At 75.2% G+C, this 18,615-nt stretch carries 20 protein-coding genes; 8 read left to right on the top strand and 12 right to left on the bottom strand.

All coding sequences use genetic code 11. The features are described 5' to 3' along the window. Nucleotides 1-25: 25 nt before the first annotated feature. The 5 genes from ACT7CP_RS02895 to ACT7CP_RS02915 are packed head-to-tail and all read right to left on the bottom strand — an operon-like array spanning nucleotide 26 to nucleotide 4,888. Nucleotides 26-865: an MBL fold metallo-hydrolase gene (locus ACT7CP_RS02895; RefSeq protein WP_445443304.1), complete on the bottom strand. Its 840-nt coding sequence runs from the start codon at nucleotides 863-865 to the stop codon at nucleotides 26-28. Then, nucleotides 862-2,079, bottom strand: a complete 1,218-nt coding sequence (locus tag ACT7CP_RS02900; RefSeq protein WP_445443305.1) for an ABC transporter ATP-binding protein — start codon at nucleotides 2,077-2,079, stop codon at nucleotides 862-864. Before ACT7CP_RS02900 ends, ACT7CP_RS02895 begins: the two co-directional genes overlap by 4 nt. Continuing rightward, a complete protein-coding gene (locus tag ACT7CP_RS02905) occupies nucleotides 2,076-2,873 on the bottom strand; it encodes an ABC transporter permease (protein ID WP_445443306.1) in 798 nt (265 codons plus the stop codon). The genes ACT7CP_RS02900 and ACT7CP_RS02905 overlap by 4 nt, the downstream gene beginning before the upstream one ends. Further along, a complete protein-coding gene (locus ACT7CP_RS02910) occupies nucleotides 2,870-3,820 on the bottom strand; it encodes an ABC transporter permease (RefSeq protein ID WP_445443307.1) in 951 nt (316 codons plus the stop codon). The genes ACT7CP_RS02905 and ACT7CP_RS02910 overlap by 4 nt, the downstream gene beginning before the upstream one ends. A 3-nt stretch (nucleotides 3,821-3,823) precedes the next feature. Next, nucleotides 3,824-4,888, bottom strand: a complete 1,065-nt coding sequence (locus ACT7CP_RS02915; RefSeq protein ID WP_445443308.1) for an extracellular solute-binding protein — start codon at nucleotides 4,886-4,888, stop codon at nucleotides 3,824-3,826. A gap of 158 nt (nucleotides 4,889-5,046) precedes the next feature. On the opposite strand from ACT7CP_RS02915, the gene ACT7CP_RS02920 reads away from it, so the two are divergent. After that, a complete protein-coding gene (locus ACT7CP_RS02920) occupies nucleotides 5,047-6,087 on the top strand; it encodes a LacI family DNA-binding transcriptional regulator (protein WP_445443309.1) in 1,041 nt (346 codons plus the stop codon). Here ACT7CP_RS02920 and ACT7CP_RS02925 read toward each other — a convergent pair. From ACT7CP_RS02925 to ACT7CP_RS02935, 3 genes are read right to left on the bottom strand one after another with little or no spacing between them, the layout of a single operon-like run. Continuing rightward, a complete protein-coding gene (locus ACT7CP_RS02925) occupies nucleotides 6,084-6,968 on the bottom strand; it encodes an NAD-dependent epimerase/dehydratase family protein (RefSeq protein WP_445443310.1) in 885 nt (294 codons plus the stop codon). The genes ACT7CP_RS02920 and ACT7CP_RS02925 overlap by 4 nt on opposite strands. Next, nucleotides 6,965-7,372: a hypothetical protein gene (locus ACT7CP_RS02930; protein WP_445443311.1), complete on the bottom strand. Its 408-nt coding sequence runs from the start codon at nucleotides 7,370-7,372 to the stop codon at nucleotides 6,965-6,967. Before ACT7CP_RS02930 ends, ACT7CP_RS02925 begins: the two co-directional genes overlap by 4 nt. After that, nucleotides 7,369-8,604: a benzoate/H(+) symporter BenE family transporter gene (locus ACT7CP_RS02935; protein WP_445443312.1), complete on the bottom strand. Its 1,236-nt coding sequence runs from the start codon at nucleotides 8,602-8,604 to the stop codon at nucleotides 7,369-7,371. The genes ACT7CP_RS02930 and ACT7CP_RS02935 overlap by 4 nt, the downstream gene beginning before the upstream one ends. Nucleotides 8,605-8,854: 250 nt before the next feature. On the opposite strand from ACT7CP_RS02935, the gene ACT7CP_RS02940 reads away from it, so the two are divergent. The 6 genes from ACT7CP_RS02940 (at nucleotide 8,855) to ACT7CP_RS02965 (ending at nucleotide 13,899) form a co-directional block, all read left to right on the top strand. After that, a complete protein-coding gene (locus ACT7CP_RS02940; protein WP_445443313.1) occupies nucleotides 8,855-10,123 on the top strand; it encodes a peptidoglycan DD-metalloendopeptidase family protein in 1,269 nt (422 codons plus the stop codon). Between the two features lie 45 nt (nucleotides 10,124-10,168). Further along, nucleotides 10,169-10,903, top strand: coding sequence for an SGNH/GDSL hydrolase family protein (locus ACT7CP_RS02945; RefSeq protein ID WP_445443314.1), 735 nt, complete (start codon nucleotides 10,169-10,171; stop codon nucleotides 10,901-10,903). Nucleotides 10,904-11,068: 165 nt separating this feature from the next. Next, nucleotides 11,069-11,524, top strand: a complete 456-nt coding sequence (locus ACT7CP_RS02950; RefSeq protein WP_307503811.1) for an SRPBCC family protein — start codon at nucleotides 11,069-11,071, stop codon at nucleotides 11,522-11,524. Between the two features lie 2 nt (nucleotides 11,525-11,526). Beyond that, a complete protein-coding gene (locus tag ACT7CP_RS02955; RefSeq protein WP_413962393.1) occupies nucleotides 11,527-11,763 on the top strand; it encodes a hypothetical protein in 237 nt (78 codons plus the stop codon). 136 nt (nucleotides 11,764-11,899) lie between these two features. Beyond that, entirely contained in the window at nucleotides 11,900-12,619 is a 720-nt protein-coding gene (locus ACT7CP_RS02960; RefSeq protein WP_445443315.1) for an RDD family protein, read from the top strand. A 206-nt stretch (nucleotides 12,620-12,825) separates the two neighbouring features. Beyond that, nucleotides 12,826-13,899: an alkene reductase gene (locus ACT7CP_RS02965; protein WP_445443316.1), complete on the top strand. Its 1,074-nt coding sequence runs from the start codon at nucleotides 12,826-12,828 to the stop codon at nucleotides 13,897-13,899. A gap of 46 nt (nucleotides 13,900-13,945) precedes the next feature. Here ACT7CP_RS02965 and ACT7CP_RS02970 read toward each other — a convergent pair whose 3' ends face one another. From ACT7CP_RS02970 to ACT7CP_RS02985, 4 genes are all read right to left on the bottom strand, one after another. Next, entirely contained in the window at nucleotides 13,946-14,632 is a 687-nt protein-coding gene (locus tag ACT7CP_RS02970; protein ID WP_445443317.1) for a response regulator, read from the bottom strand. Then, complete coding sequence (locus tag ACT7CP_RS02975; protein WP_445443318.1) at nucleotides 14,620-15,831, bottom strand: sensor histidine kinase; 1,212 nt, start codon at nucleotides 15,829-15,831, stop codon at nucleotides 14,620-14,622. Before ACT7CP_RS02975 ends, ACT7CP_RS02970 begins: the two co-directional genes overlap by 13 nt. 86 nt (nucleotides 15,832-15,917) lie before the next feature. Then, a complete protein-coding gene (locus tag ACT7CP_RS02980) occupies nucleotides 15,918-16,274 on the bottom strand; it encodes a TIGR02611 family protein (protein ID WP_445443319.1) in 357 nt (118 codons plus the stop codon). A gap of 85 nt (nucleotides 16,275-16,359) precedes the next feature. Continuing rightward, complete coding sequence (locus ACT7CP_RS02985; protein WP_445443320.1) at nucleotides 16,360-16,959, bottom strand: TetR/AcrR family transcriptional regulator; 600 nt, start codon at nucleotides 16,957-16,959, stop codon at nucleotides 16,360-16,362. Between the two features lie 60 nt (nucleotides 16,960-17,019). On the opposite strand from ACT7CP_RS02985, the gene ACT7CP_RS02990 reads away from it, so the two are divergent. Beyond that, nucleotides 17,020-18,582 (top strand): MFS transporter, encoded by a 1,563-nt coding sequence (locus ACT7CP_RS02990; RefSeq protein WP_445443321.1) that lies wholly within the window; start codon nucleotides 17,020-17,022, stop codon nucleotides 18,580-18,582. The last annotated feature ends 33 nt before the right edge of the window (nucleotides 18,583-18,615 follow it).

Consider the following 18,615-nt stretch of genomic DNA (forward strand, 5'->3'; position numbering starts at 1 on the left):
CCGCCGCCCGCCCGAGCCCGCACCCTCAGCGCGCGGCGGCGCGCTCCGCGGCCCGGGTCCGCCGGTCGAGCGGGAACCGTGCGCCCGGCCGCGCGAGCAGGGTCGCGACGTCCGGCCCGGCGGCGCGCGCCGAGTCGGCCAGGATCGCCGGGGCCTCGGCCGGATCCGCGATGTGGCTGACGAGCAGCGTGCCCACCCGCGCCCCCGCCGCGACGACGCCCGCGCCGGACCCGGTGAGGTGCCCGTGCCCCTCGAGCTCCTGCGGCGTGGCGGCGAGGTACGTCGCCTCGCACACGAGGAGGTCCGCCTCGTGCGCGGCGGCGCGGAGGCCGGGGCAGTCGGAGGTGTCGCTCGAGAAGGCGATCGTCGCGCCGGTCTCCGCGTCCTCGAAGCGCAGCGACGCGCTCGGCACCGCGTGGTGCGCCGCGAAGGCCGTGAGGAGGAGGCCCGGCGCGACCTCGAACGGCGTCTGCGTCGCGAGGTCGAGCCCGCGGACGTCGAAGGCCTGCGCGAGCGGCGCCTGCAGCGTGGGCACGGTCGGGATCCCGATCAGCGCGTCGAAGGCGTCCACGTAGTCGAGGCTCTCGGCGGGCAGGTACAGCGGCAGCCGGGCGTCCCGCGGCCGCGGGAACTGGAGGCGGAAGGCGAGCGCGCCGAGGTCGAGCGCGTGGTCGGCGTGCCGGTGCGTGACGACCACCGCCACCAGGTCGTCGAGGGCGCCGCGCTCCGCCAGCTCGCGGACGATGCCGGGGCCGCAGTCGACCAGCACCGATCCGCGCGGGCCGCGCAGCAGGTAGCCGCTCGCGGCGGATCCGGCGACGGGCGCGGTGGCCGCGACGCCGAGGATGTCCAGGGTCCAGGTCATGCGCGTCGTCCTCTCGTGCGGGTGCGGGCGCCGGGCGCGGCGTCCGATGCGGGGATGGGGACCGGGGCGGCGTCGGCCGGATCCGCGTCCGCGGCCAGCGCGTGCACGGTCGTCCCCGGGGCGTCGAGCCGCAGGTGCACGGCGTGCCCGGGCAGGTGGGCGACGGCGCTCGAGACGGTGAGCTCGGTGCCGTCGATCCGGTCCGTCCCGTCGCCGACGAGCCGCAGCCGGAGCGACCAGCTGGATCCGCGCGGCTCGACGTCCACGACCACGGCGGGTCGGGATCCGGCGACCGGGCCCGCGTGCAGGCTCGCGCCGCCGACCGGGCGCACGACGGCGAAGCACGGGCCGCCGCCGAGCGCGGAGGCGGCGGGCAGGAACGCCGCGACGGGCATCCGCCACCCGTCCCCGACCACGAGCTCGCCGTCGGCCACGCGCGCGGGGAGCGCGGCCGCGCCCGCGACGAACTCGGCGACGAACGGATCCGCGGGCCGGCTCCACACGCCCTCGACCGTGTCGCGCTGCACGAGCCGACCGGCCCGCATCACCGCGACCTCGTCGGCCAGCGCGAGCGCCTCGGCCTGGTCGTGCGTGACGATGATCGTGCAGCAGTCGGCCTCGGCGAGCAGGCGCCGGAGGTCGCGCCGCATGCCGTCGCGCAGCTGCGGGTCGAGCGCGGAGAGCGGCTCGTCGAGGAGCAGCACGCGGGGCCGGATCGCGAGGGCCCGGGCGAGGGCGACGCGCTGGCGCTGGCCGCCGGAGAGCTGGGCGGGGGAGCGGTCGGCGTAGGCGGTCATGCGCGTGAGCTCGAGCGCCTGGTCCACCCGCTCGTCCCGCTCGGCGCGCGGCACCCGCTGCGCGCGGAGGCCGTACGCCACGTTGTCGCGGACGCTGAGGTGCGGGAAGAGCGCGTACGACTGCGGCACGTAGCCGATGCGGCGGCGCTCGGCGCGGAGGCGGGTGGCGTCCTCGCCGTCGAGGTGCAGGGATCCGCTCGACGGCGTGAGGAGGCCCGCGATGAGGCGCAGCAGCGTGGACTTGCCGCAGCCGCTCGGGCCGACGAGCGCGAGCACGCGGCCGGGCGCGACCTCGAGGCTCACGTCGGCGACGGCCTGCGTGGATCCGTAGCGGTGGCCGATCCCCTCCAGCCGCAGGGCGGGGACGGGCGCGGCCGTGGCGGTCGCGGGGACGGCCGGGGCGTCGATGACGGTCATGCGTTCTCCTTCCGGGAGAGGGCGTTGCGCGCCAGCAGGGCGGCGACGACGGCGGCGGGCACGAGGGCCACGCCGAAGAGCAGGGATCCGGCGGCGCCGAGCTCGAGCCGCTGGGTCGTGAAGGCGGAGTAGAGCGCGAACGGCGCGGTCTGGTTCGCGGGCGGCACCACGAAGAAGCTGAGGTTGAACTCGCCGATGGAGAGGGCCGCCGCCATGAGGAGCGCGGCCGCGAGCGGCAGGCGGATCGCGGGCAGCGTGACGGTGGCGAAGCGCCGCACGGGTCCCGCGCCCAGGGTCGCGGCGACGCGCTCGGCCTCCACGAGGTCGGCCGACGCGAGCGACGGCACGAGCCCCGCGACGAGGAACGGCAGGGCGATGAGCAGCTGGCCCACGACGAGGAGGGCGCCGCTCGAGCGGAGCGCGGGATCCGACGCCGCGAGCGCGAGGCCGAGCGCGACGCCCGGCACCGCGAGCGGGAGCATCGTGATCTGCCGCACGGCCGCGCCGCCCGGCACCAGCCGGCGGGCGAGCGCGTGGCAGAGCGGCAGCACCACGACGAGCGAGAGCACGAGCACGACGGCGGTCACGGCGAGGGTCGGGCCGACGCGCGGCCGGAGCAGCTCCCACGCCATCGCGTACCAGTCCGCCGTGATCCCGCCCGCGAGCGGGCCGCGGGAGGCGTCGGGCGAGACCGAGACGACGACGGTGCCGAGGATCGGGATGAGCACGAACGCGACGCACAGCGCCAGGGCGGCGGGGCCGACCACGTCGCGATGCCCGGGGCGGCGGCTCACCGGATGCCCCGACCGGCGGCCACGGGCGCGGGCGCGGCGGCGACCGGCGCGACCGAGGCGACGAGCGCGGATCCCGTGGCACCGGATCCGCGCCCGCCGCGCCCGTCGACGATCCGCGCGCCGGCCGCGCACAGCACGAGCGACAGCACGGCCAGCAGGGCGAGCACCACCGAGAGCGCGGCGGCGAGGCCCTGGTCGCCCTGGTTGTAGAGGGCGTCGGCGACGTCGAGCGGCAGCACGCGGATCCCCTCGGACAGCGTCGCGGCGGTGCCGTACGCGCCCAGCGAGGTCGCCATGCAGACGCCCGCGGCGGCGAGGAGCGGCCCGCGCAGCAGCGGCAGGGTGACCGTCCACGCGACGCGCGACGGCCGCGCGCCGAGCGACGCGGCGACCGCGGTCAGCTCCGGGTCGAGGCCGGACGCGGCACCGCGCAGGGCGCCGATCACGCGCGGGATGCAGAAGTAGACATAGGCCGCGGCGAGGCCCCCGGCCGTGTACGCCCAGCGCCCGCCGGGCTCGCCCGTCGCCGCCTCGACCGCCTGCGACACGAGGCCGTTGCGGCCGAGCAGCACGATGACGAAGAAGCCGATGACGATGCCGGGGAACGCGAGCGGGAACACGAGCACCGCGTCCACCAGCGCGGAGGTGCGCGGGCCGGAGCGGGCGAGCGTGATGGCGGCGGGCGTGCAGATCACGAGGGTCACGAGCGTGACGCCCGCGGACAGCAGCACCGTGGTGACGAGCGAGGCGCGGAGCCGGTCGTCGAGCGCGATGGCCGCGTAGTTGTCGAGCGTGAGGCCGCCCTCGCGCACCCCGAGGACCGTGCGGTGCAGCGAGTCGATCACGAGACCCGCGAGGGGCCGCAGCAGGAACCAGACGAGGAGCGCGAGGGCGGGGAGGGCGGCGAGGAGGCCGCCCCACCCGACCCGGAGGGGTCGGGAGGGCACGGTCTAGCGGACCTCGGCCTGGTAGCGCGTGACGAAGGCGGCCTGCGCGTCGGCGAGCGCCGCGTAGTCCACGACCTCGGCACGGGCGAAGTCGTCCGCGCTCTCCACCTTGTCGGCGATGTCCGCGGGCACCTCGCCCGAGATCGGTCGCACGTAGCCGCCCGCGAGCGTCGACTGGCCCTGCTCGGACAGCAGGTAGTCGAGCCACTCCTTCGCGAGCTCCGGGTGCGGCGCGCCCTTCACGAGCGCGGCGATGTACGGCACCTGGATGGAGCCCTCGGCGGGGATCACGACCTCGAGCGGGGCGCCGTCGTTGTACTTGGCCGCGTAGCCGTTGAAGTCGGCGTCGATGAGGATCGGGATCTCGCCCTGCACGACCTTGGCCGTGGCCGTCTGCGCGGGCGTGACCGCGCCGTTGGCCTTGAGCTTCGTGAGGTAGTCGATGCCGGGGCCGAAGTCGTCGATCGACCCGCCCATCGCCAGGTTCACGGCGGCCGCGACGGAGTAGCCGACGGCGGCCTGCGACGGGTCGAGGTACCCGGTCATCCCCTGGTACTCGGGCTTCAGCAGATCCGCCCAGCTGGTCGGGCAGGCCAGGTCGCCGAGCGCCTCGGTGTTGCAGATGAAGGCGATGGCGCCCGTGTGCACCGCGAACCAGCGGCCCTCGGGGTCCTTGAGGCCGTCGGGGATGGCGTCGAAGCCGGCGGGCTCGTAGGGCTCGGTGACGCCGGCCTCGACGGCCTTCGGGCCGAACGCGATGCCGAGGTAGACGGCGTCGGCCTGGGGCGCGGCCTGCTCGGCCACGAGCGCGGCGAGCGCCTGTCCGGAGTTCTTGGTGTCGCTCGGGGCGGCGACGGACTGCTCGGAGCCGAACTGCGTCAGCAGCGCGCCGAAGTTCGCGAAGGAGGAGGGGGAGTTGTAGGTGATGAGCGTGCCGGCCGAGGTGTCGGCGGCACCGGACGCGGCGGGGGACGACGTGCCGGTGCTGGCGGAGGTGCAGCCGGCGAGGGCGAGCGCGGCGACGGCGGCGACGGCCGTGGCGGCCACGCGGATGCGGAACGGGGACATGACGGGAGGGGCCTTTCGTCGGGGATGACTAAAACGTTAAAGTCAGGAGGCGGACCGCTCCGGTCCGCTCCGTGAACGCCGCCTGAACAGCCGCGGTCGAAGCGGTCCGACGCCGGGCCCCGGCCGGCCCGGCCGCCCCGAGCCGCTAGGAATGACGGATGACCCGCGACCCCGCCCCGCGCCGCCGGGTCTCCCTCACGGACGTGGCCCGCGAGGCCGGGGTCTCCGCCACCGCCGCGAGCTTCGCGCTCAACGGCCGCTCGGGCGTCGGCGAGGTCGTGCGGGCGCGCGTCAAGGAGGCCGCCGCGCGCCTCGGCTACGTGCCGTCGACGTCCGCGGTCGCGCTGCGCACCGGGCGCTCGGGCACCGTCGGCCTCCTCATCCGCAACATGCGGAACCCCTTCTTCCTCGACGTCATCGACGGGTTCGACGCCACGTGCGCGGCGGCCGGGCTCGGCGTCGTCATCGGATCCGCCGACTACTCGCCGGCGCGCGAGGCCGAGCTCGTCGCGACCCTGGCGGCGCGCGGCGTGGACGGGCTCGCGCTCGCGCCCATCGGCGGGGGGAGCGCGGCAGCCGACTGGGACGGATCCACCGGGAAGCCGGTCGTGCTCATCAACGGCGCCCGCCACGCCCCCGGCATCGACGCGAGCCGCGTGCACGTCGACGGCGAGGCCGCGGTCGCGCAGGCGATGGCCCACCTCGCGGACCTCGGCCACCGGCGCATCGCCATCGTCGCCGCGCCCCGCGACCGCAGCGCGGACGACGAGCGCGTGGCGGCCTTCCACCGGATCTGCGCCGAGCGCGGCATCGCCCCGCGCGTCATCGAGACCGCCATGCAGCACGACGCCGCCGTCAAGGCGCTCACGCGCGCGCTCGCCGAGCCCCGGGCCACGCGCCCCACGGCCGTCGTGACGAGCAGCGACTACCTCGCGACCGCCGTCTACTCGGCCGCCGCCGCGACGGGGCTCCGGATGGGCGTCGACGTGAGCGTCGTCGGCCACGACGACCTCGGCACGAGCCGGTTCCTCGCGCCGGCGCTCACGACGATCGCCGTCGACCGCACCGCGCTCGGCGCCGCGGCCGCGCGCCGGCTCATCGAGCGGCTCGACGGCGGCGACGCCGGCACCACCGTCGTGCCGACGTCGCTCGTGGCCCGCGCGTCGACCGGGCCGGCGCCCGCGGCCGGATCCGCCTAGCGGGGCAGCGCGTTCCCGTCGGCGTCGAGGTGGTCGCGCCAGCTGCGCTTCGGCACCCAGCCGAGAAGCCGCCGGGCCTTCGCCGTGGAGATGCCCGAGGAGTCCACGCGCTCGAGGGCGCGCAGCTCGATGGCGTCGCCGTAGTGCCGGTGCAGCTCGGCGGCGAAGTCGTGCCCGCCCGCGTTGTCGGCGGCGGCGATGTAGAAGACCTCGTGGCCGGGCAGGTCGGAGTCCACCGACAGCACGATGGCGTCGGCCAGGTCGTCCGCGTCGATGTAGCTCCAGAGGTTCGCCGTGAGCACGGAGGCGTCGCGCACCTGCTTGCCGAGGTTCGACGCGTAGTTGTCCTCGTTGTGCACGGTGCTCGGGCGGAGCGAGATCACGCGGATGTCGGATCGCCGCACGGCCGCGTCCATCAGCTGCTCGCCGAACGCCTTGGAGAGCGCGTACGGATCCTGGGGGTGCAGCGGGTGCTCCTCGTCCACGGGCGCGTAGTCCGGCAGGAACGGCCGCTCGGGGAAGAAGTTGCCGACGATGCTCTCGCTCGAGATGTTGACGAAGCGCGGGACGCCGAAGCGCACGGCGGCCTCGATGAGGTGGAACGTCGACATGAGGTTGGTCTGCAGCACGACGTGCGCGGGGTTGCCCGTCGGCTGGGGGATCGCGGCGACGTGGACGACCGCGTCCATGCCGGCGACGACCGCGAACGCGGCGCCCTGGTCGGTGAGGTCGGCCATGACGTAGCGGCCCGGGACCACGACGCCGGCATCGAAGACGGGGCGGACGAGGTCGACGCCCGTGACGTCGTGCCCGGCGGCGACGAGCGCCTCCACGGCGGCGCGGCCGACCTTGCCGCGGGATCCGGTGACGAGGACCTTCATGCGCCCGCTCCTGCCTGGCCCTCGGGGGCCTTCATGACGACGGGGACGAACGGGGCGTCCTCCAGCCGCTCCGCGAACCACGCCTCGTCGACGTAGCCCTCCGACCACAGCTTGAGCGGCGTCGCGACCGTGGGCGTGAACAGCTCCCACCGGGTCCAGAGCCGCGCCTCCTCGGTCATCATCCGGCCGACCTCGCGGGTCCAGCGGACGACGACGTGCTCGGCGGGCAGCAGGCGCTCGAACGCGGCCTGCGCCTCGGCCAGGCGGGCTGACCTGGTGCCGTCGCCCGAGACCTGCTCGGCGCTCAGCGCGAGGACCAGGGTCCAGGTCGTGCTCTGCAGCTCGGTGTCGCGGGGCGCGGCGTCGTCCGCTCCGGGCGATGCGGGGGTGGTGTCGTGGCTCATGCGGCGTCGGGCTCCTCGTGTCGATCGAGTCTGTCACGGGGGGTCGCGCGCGTCCGGAGCGCGAGGTGCACGAGCACGCCCGCCACGAGCGCGCAGAAGGCCGCGCCGAGGCCGCCGACCGTGATCCCCGACGCCGCCACCACGAACGTCGCGACCGCCGGCAGGTGCGCGCCCGGATCCCGGACGGCCGAGGCCAGGCTCCCCGCGAGCGACGGCGCGAGCGCGAGCCCGGCCGCCGCGGCGACGACGCCCGCGGGGCCGGCCACGATCACGGCCGCGAGGGCGGCCGAGGCGAGGCCGAGCACGAGGTTCGTCCACCCGGCCGTGCTCGCCGCGCGCCACCGCTCGGCGGGATCCGGGTGCGCGGAGGGCGACGCCGAGAGCGCGGCCGACAGGGCCGCCAGGTTCACGGCGTGGCCGCCGAACGGCGCGCTCACGAGCGTCGCCGCCGCGGTCGTCGCCATCGCGGCCCGCCACGGCGTCTCGTACCCGAAGGACCCGAGCACCGCGACGCCCGGCAGGTTCTGGGACGCCATGGTCACGACGAAGAGGGGGATCCCGAGCGCCACGGCCGCCGCGAGCGTGAAGACCGGCGCCGTCGGCTCGATGCGCGGGAGCAGCTGCGCGAGGTCGAGCGACGACCCGGGCGCGGGCCCCGAGACGGCGAGCGAGACGCCGACGACCACGAGCGCGGCGGCGAGCGCGGTCGGGGCGGCCCAGCGCGGGGCCCAGCGGGCGGCGGCGAGCCAGGCGAGGATCACCGGCAGCACGACGAGCGGCGTCCGGACCGCCGCGGTCACGGTCGCGACGCACAGGGGGAGGAGCACGCCCGCGAGCATCGCGGCGGCCACGCTCGCGGGGATCAGCCGCACGAGCCGGCCGAGCAGCGGCCAGAGCGCGGTCGCGAGCACGAGGATCCCGCAGACGACGAAGGCGCCCACCGCCGCGGCCCAGCCGCCCTCGACGGCGCCGGACCCGATGAGGAGCGCCGCCCCCGGCGTCGACCAGGAGAGCGTGATGGGACGGCGGAAGCGGTGCGCGAGGAGGACCGTGCCGAGCCCCTGGGTGATGCAGAGCGCGAGCAGGCCCGACGCGGCCTGCGACGGGGACGCCCCGACCGCGGTGAGCCCGGTCAGCACGACCGCCGAGGTGCCCGCGAACCCCACCACCGCGGTCACGATCCCGGCCCCGCGCGCCTGCGCCCGGCCCCCGCGCGCCTCGATCCCCGTCATGCGCGCTCCCGACCGGACGCCGGTCGTCCTGCCGCCCGATCCTAGGGTCCGGGCCGCGCCCCCTCGCGCCGTCGCCCGTATTTCCTCATGTGTGGAAACGAATGGGGATGGTGGTGTTCCTGCACATTTCGGCTACCGTCGGAAGGACCGCGCTCCACCGACGTCGACGAGGCCCGCCATCTCCCGCATCGCCCGCTCCCTCCGCCGTGCCCCCGGGCGCCCGCGGACCGGCTCCGCGCCGCGCCTCCGAGTGGCCGCCGCGCTCGCCGCATCCGGCCTCCTGCTCGGCCTCGGCGTCCCCTCCGCGCAGGCCGCGGAGGAGTACCCGACCTGGTCCGAGGTGCAGGCCGCGCGCTCGAGCGAGCGGGCCACCGCCGACCAGGTGACGCGCATCACCTCCCTCATCGACGGCCTGTCCGCCGAGGTCGAGGCCGCCACGGCGCTCGCCCTCCAGCGCGCCGACGAGCACGCCGCCGCCGTCGACGCGCTCGACCAGGCGACGGGTGAGCTCGAGGCCCTCCAGTCCAAGGCCGAGAAGGCCCAGGCCGAGGCCGACGAGGCGAAGCGCCAGGTCGGCCAGCTCGTGGCCCAGCTCGCCCGCAGCGGGGGCGGCGGCGACGTCTCCCTCCGCCTCTTCACGAGCGGCGGTGAGGACGCCGACGCGCTCCTCGCCCGCATGGGCACGGCGACGAAGCTCGCCGACCGCCAGGACACCGCATTCACCAGCGCCGTCACCTCCGCCCGCACGGCCGAGTCGCTCGGCAAGCAGGCGTCGGTCGCGAAGGACGCGCTCGCCGTGCTCGCCGCCGACGCCGAGGCCAAGCTCCAGGAGGCCTCCGCGGCCCAGGCCCGCGCGGATCAGGCGCTCGCCGAGCAGGAGGCCCGCAGCTCCGAGCTCCAGGCGCAGCTCACGACGCTCCGCGACTCGCGCATCTCCGTCGAGGAGGGCTTCGCCATCGGCGAGCGGAAGCGCCAGGAGGCCGCCGCCGCCGAGGCCCGACGCCAGGCCGACGCCCGCGCGGCCGCCGCCGCTGCGGCCGCCGCGGCCAACGCCGCCGCCCGCCCGCCGGCCAACGCGCCCCGGCCCCCGGCCTCCGGCGGCCAGCCGTCGTCGTCCGGCTGGACCATGCCGATCCGCAGCTACGGCTCGTACCAGTCCTACGGCATGCGCCTCCACCCCATCGCGAAGGTCTGGCGCCTCCACGCGGGCGACGACTTCGGCGCGGGCTGCGGCACGCCCATCTACGCGACGGCCGCCGGCACCGTGCAGTTCGCGGGCGGATCCAGCGGCTTCGGCAACGCCATCACCCTCAACCACGGGGGCGGCGTGACGAGCGTCTACGGCCACATGTACTCGTACGGCGTCATGGTCCGCACGGGCCAGACCGTGCAGGCGGGCCAGCAGATCGGCGCCGTCGGCAACGCGGGGTACAGCACCGGCTGCCACCTGCACTTCGAGATCCGGCAGGGCGGCGTCGCCACCTCGCCCATCCCGTTCCTCCGCGCCCGCGGCGTCTGACCGGCCGAGTACGCTGAGCGCGTCGATGACCGGAGGGTGCGACGCATGACCGGACGACTGAGGCGCGTGGCGCAGGCCGTGGCGCGGCCCGCCATCTTCGTGCAGTACGTCGCCCTCCGCGTCGGACTCGAGAGCACGGTCTTCCCGCGGGACGCCGGATCGGGCGTGGTGCCGGGCGAGTCGCCCCAGCGCGTGCTCGTCATCGGCGAGGCCACGGCCGTCGGCTTCGGGGTCCTCTCGCACGAGCTCGGCATGGCCGGGCACTTCTCCCGCCAGCTCGCCCGGCGCACGGGCCGGGGCGTCGAGTGGGCCACGCGCCCCTTCGCCGACCTCACGATCCACACGGCCGCGGGCACGGTCCGCGACCGGACGCTCCTCGCGGGCGTCGACGTGGTGCTCCTCATGGTGGGCGTGGGCGACAGCATCCGGCTCACGCCGCAGCGCACCTGGCGGAGGCTCCTGTGCGCGGCCATCGACGACCTCGTCGCGGGCCTGCCCGAGGGCGCGCGCGTGCTCATCCCCGAGGTGCCGCCGCTCAAGGAGAGCGTCGGGATCCCCGCGCCCTGGCGCCCCGTCGCCGCCCGGCACGCGCGCCTGCTCAACCGCGTCACCGAGGAGATCGTCGCCTCCCGCGTGGACGCCGACTGCGTCCCGTTCCCGAGCGAGAGCGTCATCGACATCGGCGATCCCGACGCCGCGCAGGCCTCCCGGGTCTACGCCACGTGGGCGCGCGCCTTCGTCCAGCGGCTGCTCGGGCCCTCGCCCGTCCCCGAGGGGTGACAGCTGCTTGAACGTTCCCTGTGCATTCCTCGGGTGCGGGAAACCAGGACGGGCCCGGGCGTAGCGTCGGACGCGTGCCCGCTCCGATGTCCACATCGGGGCCCGGGCTCCCGGGTCGCACGACGACCTGAGACCCCACGCATCGAGTCCGAACGAGGAGAAGCAATGCCCCAGGTAATCGAGACCGTCGACGTCAACGTCCCCGTCAGCACCGCGTACAACCAGTGGACCCAGTTCGAGTCGTTCCCGAACTTCCTCAGCTACGTCGAGTCGATCACGCAGGTCACCGACACGCTCACCGAGTGGAAGGTCAAGATCGGCGGCATCGAGCGCACGTTCGAGGCCAACATCACCGAGCAGCACCCCGACGAGCGCGTCGCCTGGAACTCCACGGGCGGCGACGAGGACCACGCCGGCGTCGTCACGTTCCACAAGCTGAGCGACACCGAGACCCGCGTCACCGTCCAGCTCGACTGGGCCGCGAAGGGCCTCGTCGAGAAGGTCGGCGCCGTGATCGGCGTCGACGACCACGTCATCAAGGGCGACCTCAAGAACTTCAAGGAGTTCATCGAGAAGCGCGGCACCGAAGAGGGCGCCTGGCGCGGGGACGTCCAGGCCTGATCATGCAGACCGACGAGATCCGCTGGAACCAGGAGGCGCGCGACAAGATCCTCACGGACAGCGACCGCGTGCTCCAGGAGGCCGTGCACAACGCGGCGAAGGAGCTGAAGGGCGAGGACTGGGAGACCGTGTACCAGAGCCTCTTCGAGCAGCTCAAGGGCCGGTTCATCGACTTCGAGCCCGGGCCGGACCTCCGCAAGTACGCCGAGGCCGTCTCCCGCGGGGAGATCGAGGGCTGACACCGCGTCACCGCACCACCGGGAGGGCCCGGCATCCGCGAGGGTGCCGGGTCCTCCCCGCGTCCGGCCGCGGGTTCCCCCGCGTGCTGGATACCCTGGGTCCGCGTCGCGGGGGCGCAGCGACGGGGGAGACGCGATGAGCGGCACGCACGACGACGGACGGCAGGACGCGGGGCAGGCGGACGGCGCACCGCCCGCGTACGCAGGCGGTGCGTACCCCACCGGTCCGTACCCCGCCGGCCCGTACTCCTCCGCCTCGTACCCCGGCGCCGTCCCGCCGCCCGGCTACGGCATGGTGCTCCTGCCGCACGCGCAGCGCCCGCTCCCGCCGCACATCGACCCCGCCTGGCGCCTCGCCGGGGTGGGACGCCGCGCCGCCGGGCGGATCCTCGACCAGGTCGTGTTCGGCCTCGTCGGCGGGATCTCGACAGCCGCGTTCATCATCCCCCTGCAGGGCATGGCGCAACAGCGGATCGACGACCTCCAGCTCTTCGGCGAGGCCGCGGAGGACGTGATGGGCGCCTCCTTCGGCGCCGCCGGCCTGGCCGTGCTGATCAGCCTCGTCTCCTACCTCCTCATCGCCACGTGGTGGCTCGGGTGGAAGGGCTCGACGCCGGGGAAGGCGATGGTCGGGATCCGCGTGCAGCGCTTCTCCGAGCCGGGGATGCTCGGGTTCGGCCGCGCGCTCCTCCGCGGCGTCGTGCAGAACGCCTTCGCCCTCGGCTGGCTGTTCACGATCTGGCTGCCGTACGCGTCCGTCGGCTGGGACTCCCGGCACCTGCTCCGCGGCTGGCACGACCTGGCCGCCGACGACGTCGTGCTCGCCCGCCGGACCGAGGCGCCCGGCTCCTCCTGAGCGGTCGTGCCGCTCGCGTCGCCCGGCGCGCCCGGGCCGCCCGCGGCCTGACGAGCACCTGGGAGAAGCGCGTACCGCGGAATGGCCCCGCGGCAGGGCCGGTTCGGCCCAGGGCGGTCCGCTCGGACCGCTGGTCCCCGCTGCCCCGCCCGACGCGATCCGTCGCGGCACGTGCCGGGCCACCCGCGAGACGAAGGAACTCCCACGTGCAGCTCTTCTCCCCCGTCACCCTCGGCGCCCTCGAGCTCCCGAACCGCGTCGCCATGGCGCCGCTGACCCGCATGCGCTCCGATGAGCACGGCGTGCCCGGCGACCTCGTCGTCGAGTACTACCGCCAGCGCGCGTCCACCGGCCTCATCGTCTCCGAGGGCGTGTTCACGAGCGAGCGCAGCAAGGCGTACCCGGGACAGCCCGGCATCGTGACGGACGAGCAGATCGCCGGCTGGCGCCGCGTGACCGACGCGGTGCACGCCGACGGCGGCCGCATCGTGATGCAGCTCATGCACGGCGGCCGCGTCTCGCACGAGGAGATCACGGGCGGCCTGCCCCTGCTCGCGCCGAGCGCCATCGCGATCCAGGGCGAGGTGCACGTGCCGAGCGGCAAGGCGCCGTACCCCGTGCCGAGCGAGCCGGAGACCGACGAGGTCCCGCTCATCGTCGACGAGCTCACGGTCGCCGCGCGCAACGCGATCGACGCCGGCTTCGACGGCGTCGAGATCCACTCGGCCAACGGGTACCTGCTGCACGAGTTCCTCTCGCCCGTCTCCAACGTGCGCACCGACGCGTACGGCGGATCGCCCGCGAACCGCGCGAAGCTCGGCATCGACGTCACGCACGCCGTGTCGCGGGAGATCGGCGCCGACCGCGTCGGCATCCGCATCTCGCCGTCGCACAACATCCAGGACGTCCTCGAGGAGGACCCCGAGGAGACCCGCGCCACGTACGAGGCGCTGCTCTCCGGCATCGCGCCGCTCGGCCTCGCCTACGTGAGCATCCTGCATGCGGAGCCCGCGGGCGAGCTCGTGCAGGGCCTCCGGGCGACGTTCGGTGGGCCGCTCATGATCAACAGCGGCTTCAGCGTGCAGACCGAGCGCGACGAGGCGATCCAGCTGGTCGAGGAGGGCACGGCGGACGTCGTGGCCGTCGGCCGCATGATCATCGCCAACCCCGACCTCGTCGAGCGCTGGGAGCAGGGCGCCCCGACGAACGACCCGAACCCGGCCACGTTCTACGGCCCCGGGGCCGAGGGCTACACGGACTACCCGGCGCTCGCGAGCTGATCCGCGACGCCTGACCGGCTCCGGCCGGCACCGCCCGAGGCCGGGCTCACCCCGACGGGGCGAGCCCGGCCTCGTGCACGAGCACGGCGACCTGGACCCGGCCCTCGACGCCGAGCTTCTCCAGCACGTGGCCCACGTGCGTCTTCACGGTCGCCACGCTCACGAACATGTCGGACGCGATGCGCGCGTTCGACCGGCCGCGCGCGATGGCGAGCGCGACCTCCTGCTCGCGCTCCGTCAGCGTCGCGAAGCGCGCGCGCTCGGCCGTGCGGTCGCCGCGGTCCCGCTCGGCCGCGACGCCGATCACGGTGTCGAGCACCGTCGGGGAGAGGATCGACCGGCCCGCGGCCGCGAGGCGCACCGCCTCGACGAGCTCGACCGGCGGCGTGTCCTTGAGGAGGAACCCGCGGGCGCCCGCCCGGAGCGCGCCGAGCACCAGCTCGTCGGCGTCGAACGTCGTGAGCACGATCACCGCGAGGTCGGGCCGGCGGGCGACCTCACGGGCCGTCGCGGTGATCCCGTCGCAGCGCGGCATCCGGATGTCCATGAGCACGATGTTGGGATCGGAGCGGTCGATGACCGCGGCGGCCTCCAGACCGTCGGCGGCCTCCCCGACCACCACGAGGCCCGCGTCCCCGCCGAGGAGCATGCGGAGGCCGGCGCGCACGAGCGCGTCGTCGTCGACGATCACGATGCGGACGGGGCCGTCGCCCGAGCGGGTCACGGGATCCACGCCAGCTCGGCCGTGACCACGTGCTCGCCGTCGCGCGCTGCGACCTCGAGCGTCCCGCCCGCCGATCGCGCCCGCTCGGCCAGCCCGAGGAGGCCGTGCCCGGGCGACGCGGGCCCGGGCTCGTCCGCCTCCGCGGCGGTCAGGGGGTTCCGCACGACGACCCGGAGCGTGCCGCCGGGCCGGCCGTCGATCGACACGTCGACGGGTGCGCCGGGCGCGTGCCGCCGGGCGTTCGTCAGGCACTCCTGGACGATCCGGTACGCGTGGCGGGAGGCCGACGCGCCCAGCTGCGGGAGGGCGTCGCGCGTCCCGGCGTCGAGGTCGAGCCGCACCTCCCCGCCGAGGACGCGGGCGTCGTCGAGCAGCTCGGGGAGGTCGGCGAGCGTCGGCTGCGGGGGAGCGGTCGCCGGGGATCCCGACGGGTCGCGCAGCACCCCCAGCACCTCGCGCAGCTCGTCGAGGGCCGTGCGCGCGTTCTCCCGCACGACCGTCGCCGTCTGCCGCACCTCGGACGCGTCCAGGTCGTCCCGGTACTCGAGGGCGCCCGCGTGCAGCGCCACGAGGGAGAGCCGGTGCGCGAGGACGTCGTGCATCTCGCGGGCTATGCGCGTGCGCTCGTGGTCCGCCGCCTGCTCCAGGCGCAGCGCCTGCTCCTCCTCGGCGAGCCGGGCCCGCTCCCGCAGCGAGGCCAGCAGCTCGCGCCGGCCGCCGACGTAGAGGCCGACGACGACGGGCACGCCGACGACGAGCGCGAGCATGATCGTGTACAGGGGCCCGTCGCCCTGCTCGAGCGGCGTCTGCGCGAGGCCCGCGAGCTCCCAGGCCACGAGCGCGACGACCCACGCGGACGCGACCAGGGCGATCTCGCGCGGACGGCGCCGCGCCGCGACCGAGACGAGGGCGATCACGGAGGCGAGGATCGCGAGGGTCGACATCGCGGCGAGCACCGCGAGCGTGACGGCGATGACGACCGGCGCGTGGCGGCGGAGGGGCAGGAGCGCGAGGGCGAGGATCCCGCCGGCGACGTCGAGCAGCAGGAGCACCTCGGTGCGCGTGCCGGACGCGCCGGACTCGTCGAGGAAGGCGAGCGTGCCGCCGAAGGCGATGACGCCGACGACGAAGGAGAGGGCGACCAGCGCGCTCTCGCGGCCGAAGGTCCGGGCACGTGACCGCGGCGCCGGTGCGGTGGGGGAGGACATGCCCCGACCCTACGGACGGCGGGTCGCCCGCCGAATCGACCGGAGGGGGGAGATGCCGATGGCCGGGGAGCGGAGGGGGCGGTGGATCAGCGGGCGGTGCGCTGTGCCCTGCGCTCGGCACGCGACGCGCGCCAGCGGCGCCACGCCTCCCAGAAGCGGTGGAGCTGGCGCTTGAGGAAGACGTTGACACGGTGCGCGGCGGGGAACTCGGTGCCGAGCACGGCGATCCCGAGGAAGACGATGAGCCAGCCCGGGCCGGGCAGCGGGACGAGCACGACGCCGACGAGGACGATGGCGAGGCCGAGGATGCCGACGAGGATCCGGTAGAGCCAGCGGGCCTTCGGGTGCAGCTCGATCCAGGCCCGGCAGCGGCGCAGGAACCGGCGGAGCGGGTGGGCGTGGCTGGTCCCGGCCTCGATCTCGCGGGTCAGGGTGTCGGACATGGGTTCACGCTACGTGCGGCGACGGGGGTCCGTCCTCCTCACCCGGGGAATCCGCAGGATGCCGGCATGCGACGGCCAGGCGGGCTCAGCGCGCGGGCGGCGCCGTGATCCGCCGGGCCGCCTCGACCACGGCCGCCCGGTCCGCCGCGCGGCCGGCCGGACCGTCCTCGTGCATGGCGGGGTACGGCGACTGCACCCAGGCCTGCGCGAGCGCGAACAGCATCGTGAGGAGGCGCTGCGGATCCCACGACGGGTCGATGGTTCCCGCCTCCTGCCCGCGCCGGATCGCCTCGACCTTGGCCGACGGGGACGTCTCGCTGTGCGGGACGTCGAGCACCACGCCGTCGAGCCGCGCCCAGGCGAGCATGCGCCGGTGCTCCGGGTGGTCGTAGGCGTGGTCGAAGATCTGGCCGACGAAGCCGGGGAGGTCGGCGGGGTCGAGCGTCACGGCGGAGAAGAACTCCACGCCGTTGAGCTTCAGCACCGCGCGGAACAGCGACTCCTTGTCGGTGAAGTGCGCGTACAGCCGCTCCTTGCTCGCGCGTCCCGAGCGGGCGATGCGGTCGACGCGCGCGCCCGCCATCCCGTGGGCGGCGAACTCCTCGCGGGCGGCCAGGAGGATGCGGTGCCGGACGTCGTCCGGCTTGTCTCGGGTGGATCGGGCGGACCCCGTCGTCTCTGCCATGTGAACAGCGTATGTCAAACGAACTGGTTCGTTTGACTCTGCGGGTCGACCGGACCTAGATTGGACCGTCCTCGCCCGCCCGGGCGCCGCACGACCCTCCAGGAGCACCAGATCTCCCACGCACGCACCCCCGAAGACGCACCGCCCTCCACGTCACCCGCCGCTCCCGCCGGCCCGGCCGCCCCCGTCGCGCCCGCCCGCAGCAAGTGGATCCTCCTCGCCGTCGTCGCCCTCGCCCAGCTGATGGTCGTGCTCGACGGCACCATCGTGAACATCGCCCTCCCCGCCGCCCAGCGCGACCTCGGCATGAGCGACGCCGACCGCACCTGGGTCGTCACCGTCTACGCGCTCGCCTTCGGCTCGCTGCTCCTCCTCGGCGGCCGCATCGCCGACTACTGGGGCCGCAAGCGCTCCTTCATCCTCGGCATGGTCGGCTTCGCCGCGGCCAGCGCGCTCGGCGGCGTCGCCGTCTCGGCCGAGATGCTGCTCATCGCGCGCGGCCTCCAGGGCGTCTTCGCGGCGCTCCTCGCGCCCGCCGCGCTCGCGCTCCTCTCGGTGACGTTCCCGTCCGGGCCCGACCGGGTCAAGGCGTTCGCGGTGTACGGCACGGTGGCCGGATCCGGCGCCGCCGTGGGCCTGCTGCTCGGCGGCGTGCTCACCGAGTACCTCAGCTGGCACTGGTGCCTGCTCGTCAACGTGCCGATCGCGGTCGTCGCGATCATCGCGGCCATCCCGCTGGTGAAGGAGAGCCGTGCCGACGGCGACCGCAGCTACGACGTCCCGGGTGCCCTGCTCGTGACCCTCGGGCTCGGCTCGATCGTCTACGGCTTCTCCCGCGCGGAGGACGGCTGGGGCAACGCGGACACCATCGGCTTCCTCGCGCTCGGCGTCGGCCTCATGGTGGCCTTCGTCTGGTGGGAGTCGCGGGCGCGCAACCCGCTGCTGCCGCTCCGCGTCGTCGCCGACCGCACCCGCGGCGGCGCGTACCTCACCTCGGTGATGGTGGGCGCGGCGCTGCTCGGCGGCCTGCTCTACCTCACGCTGCACTTCCAGATCGTGCTCGGCATGTCGCCGCTGATCTCGGGCCTCGCGTCGCTGCCCATGGCCGCGTCGATCATGCTCACGGCCCCGCAGGTCGCCCGGCTGCTGCCGCGCGTCGGCCCGCGGATCCTCATGACCGTCGGCCCGCTCGTCGCGGCCGCCGGCCTCCTCTGGTTCAGCCGCGTGACGGTGGACGGCGCGTACGTCGTCCAGGTGCTGCCCGGCCAGATCCTCCTCGGCGTCGGCCTCGCGTTCGTGTTCGTGCCCATGCAGAACGTCGCGCTCTCCGGCATCGAGCCGCGTGACGCCGGCGTCGCGGGCGCGGCGCTCACGGGCACGCAGCAGATCGGCGGATCCATCGGCACCGCGGTCTTCACGGCGCTCTTCGCCTCGGCCGTCACGGCGGCGGCCACGGACGGCGTGGCCAACCCGCTGCAGCAGCAGGTCGACGGCTACCACGTGGTCTTCCTGGCCGCGGCGATCGGCGTGGCCTCCGCCTCGATCATCTCGTGGTCGATGGTGCGCGTCCCGATCGAGCGCTTCCGCGAGGGCGCCTCGAGCGAGGCCGTCAGCATGCACTGATCCCGTCACGGGATCACGACGACGCCCCTCTCC

Source organism: Clavibacter rahimiani (assembly GCF_052654495.1).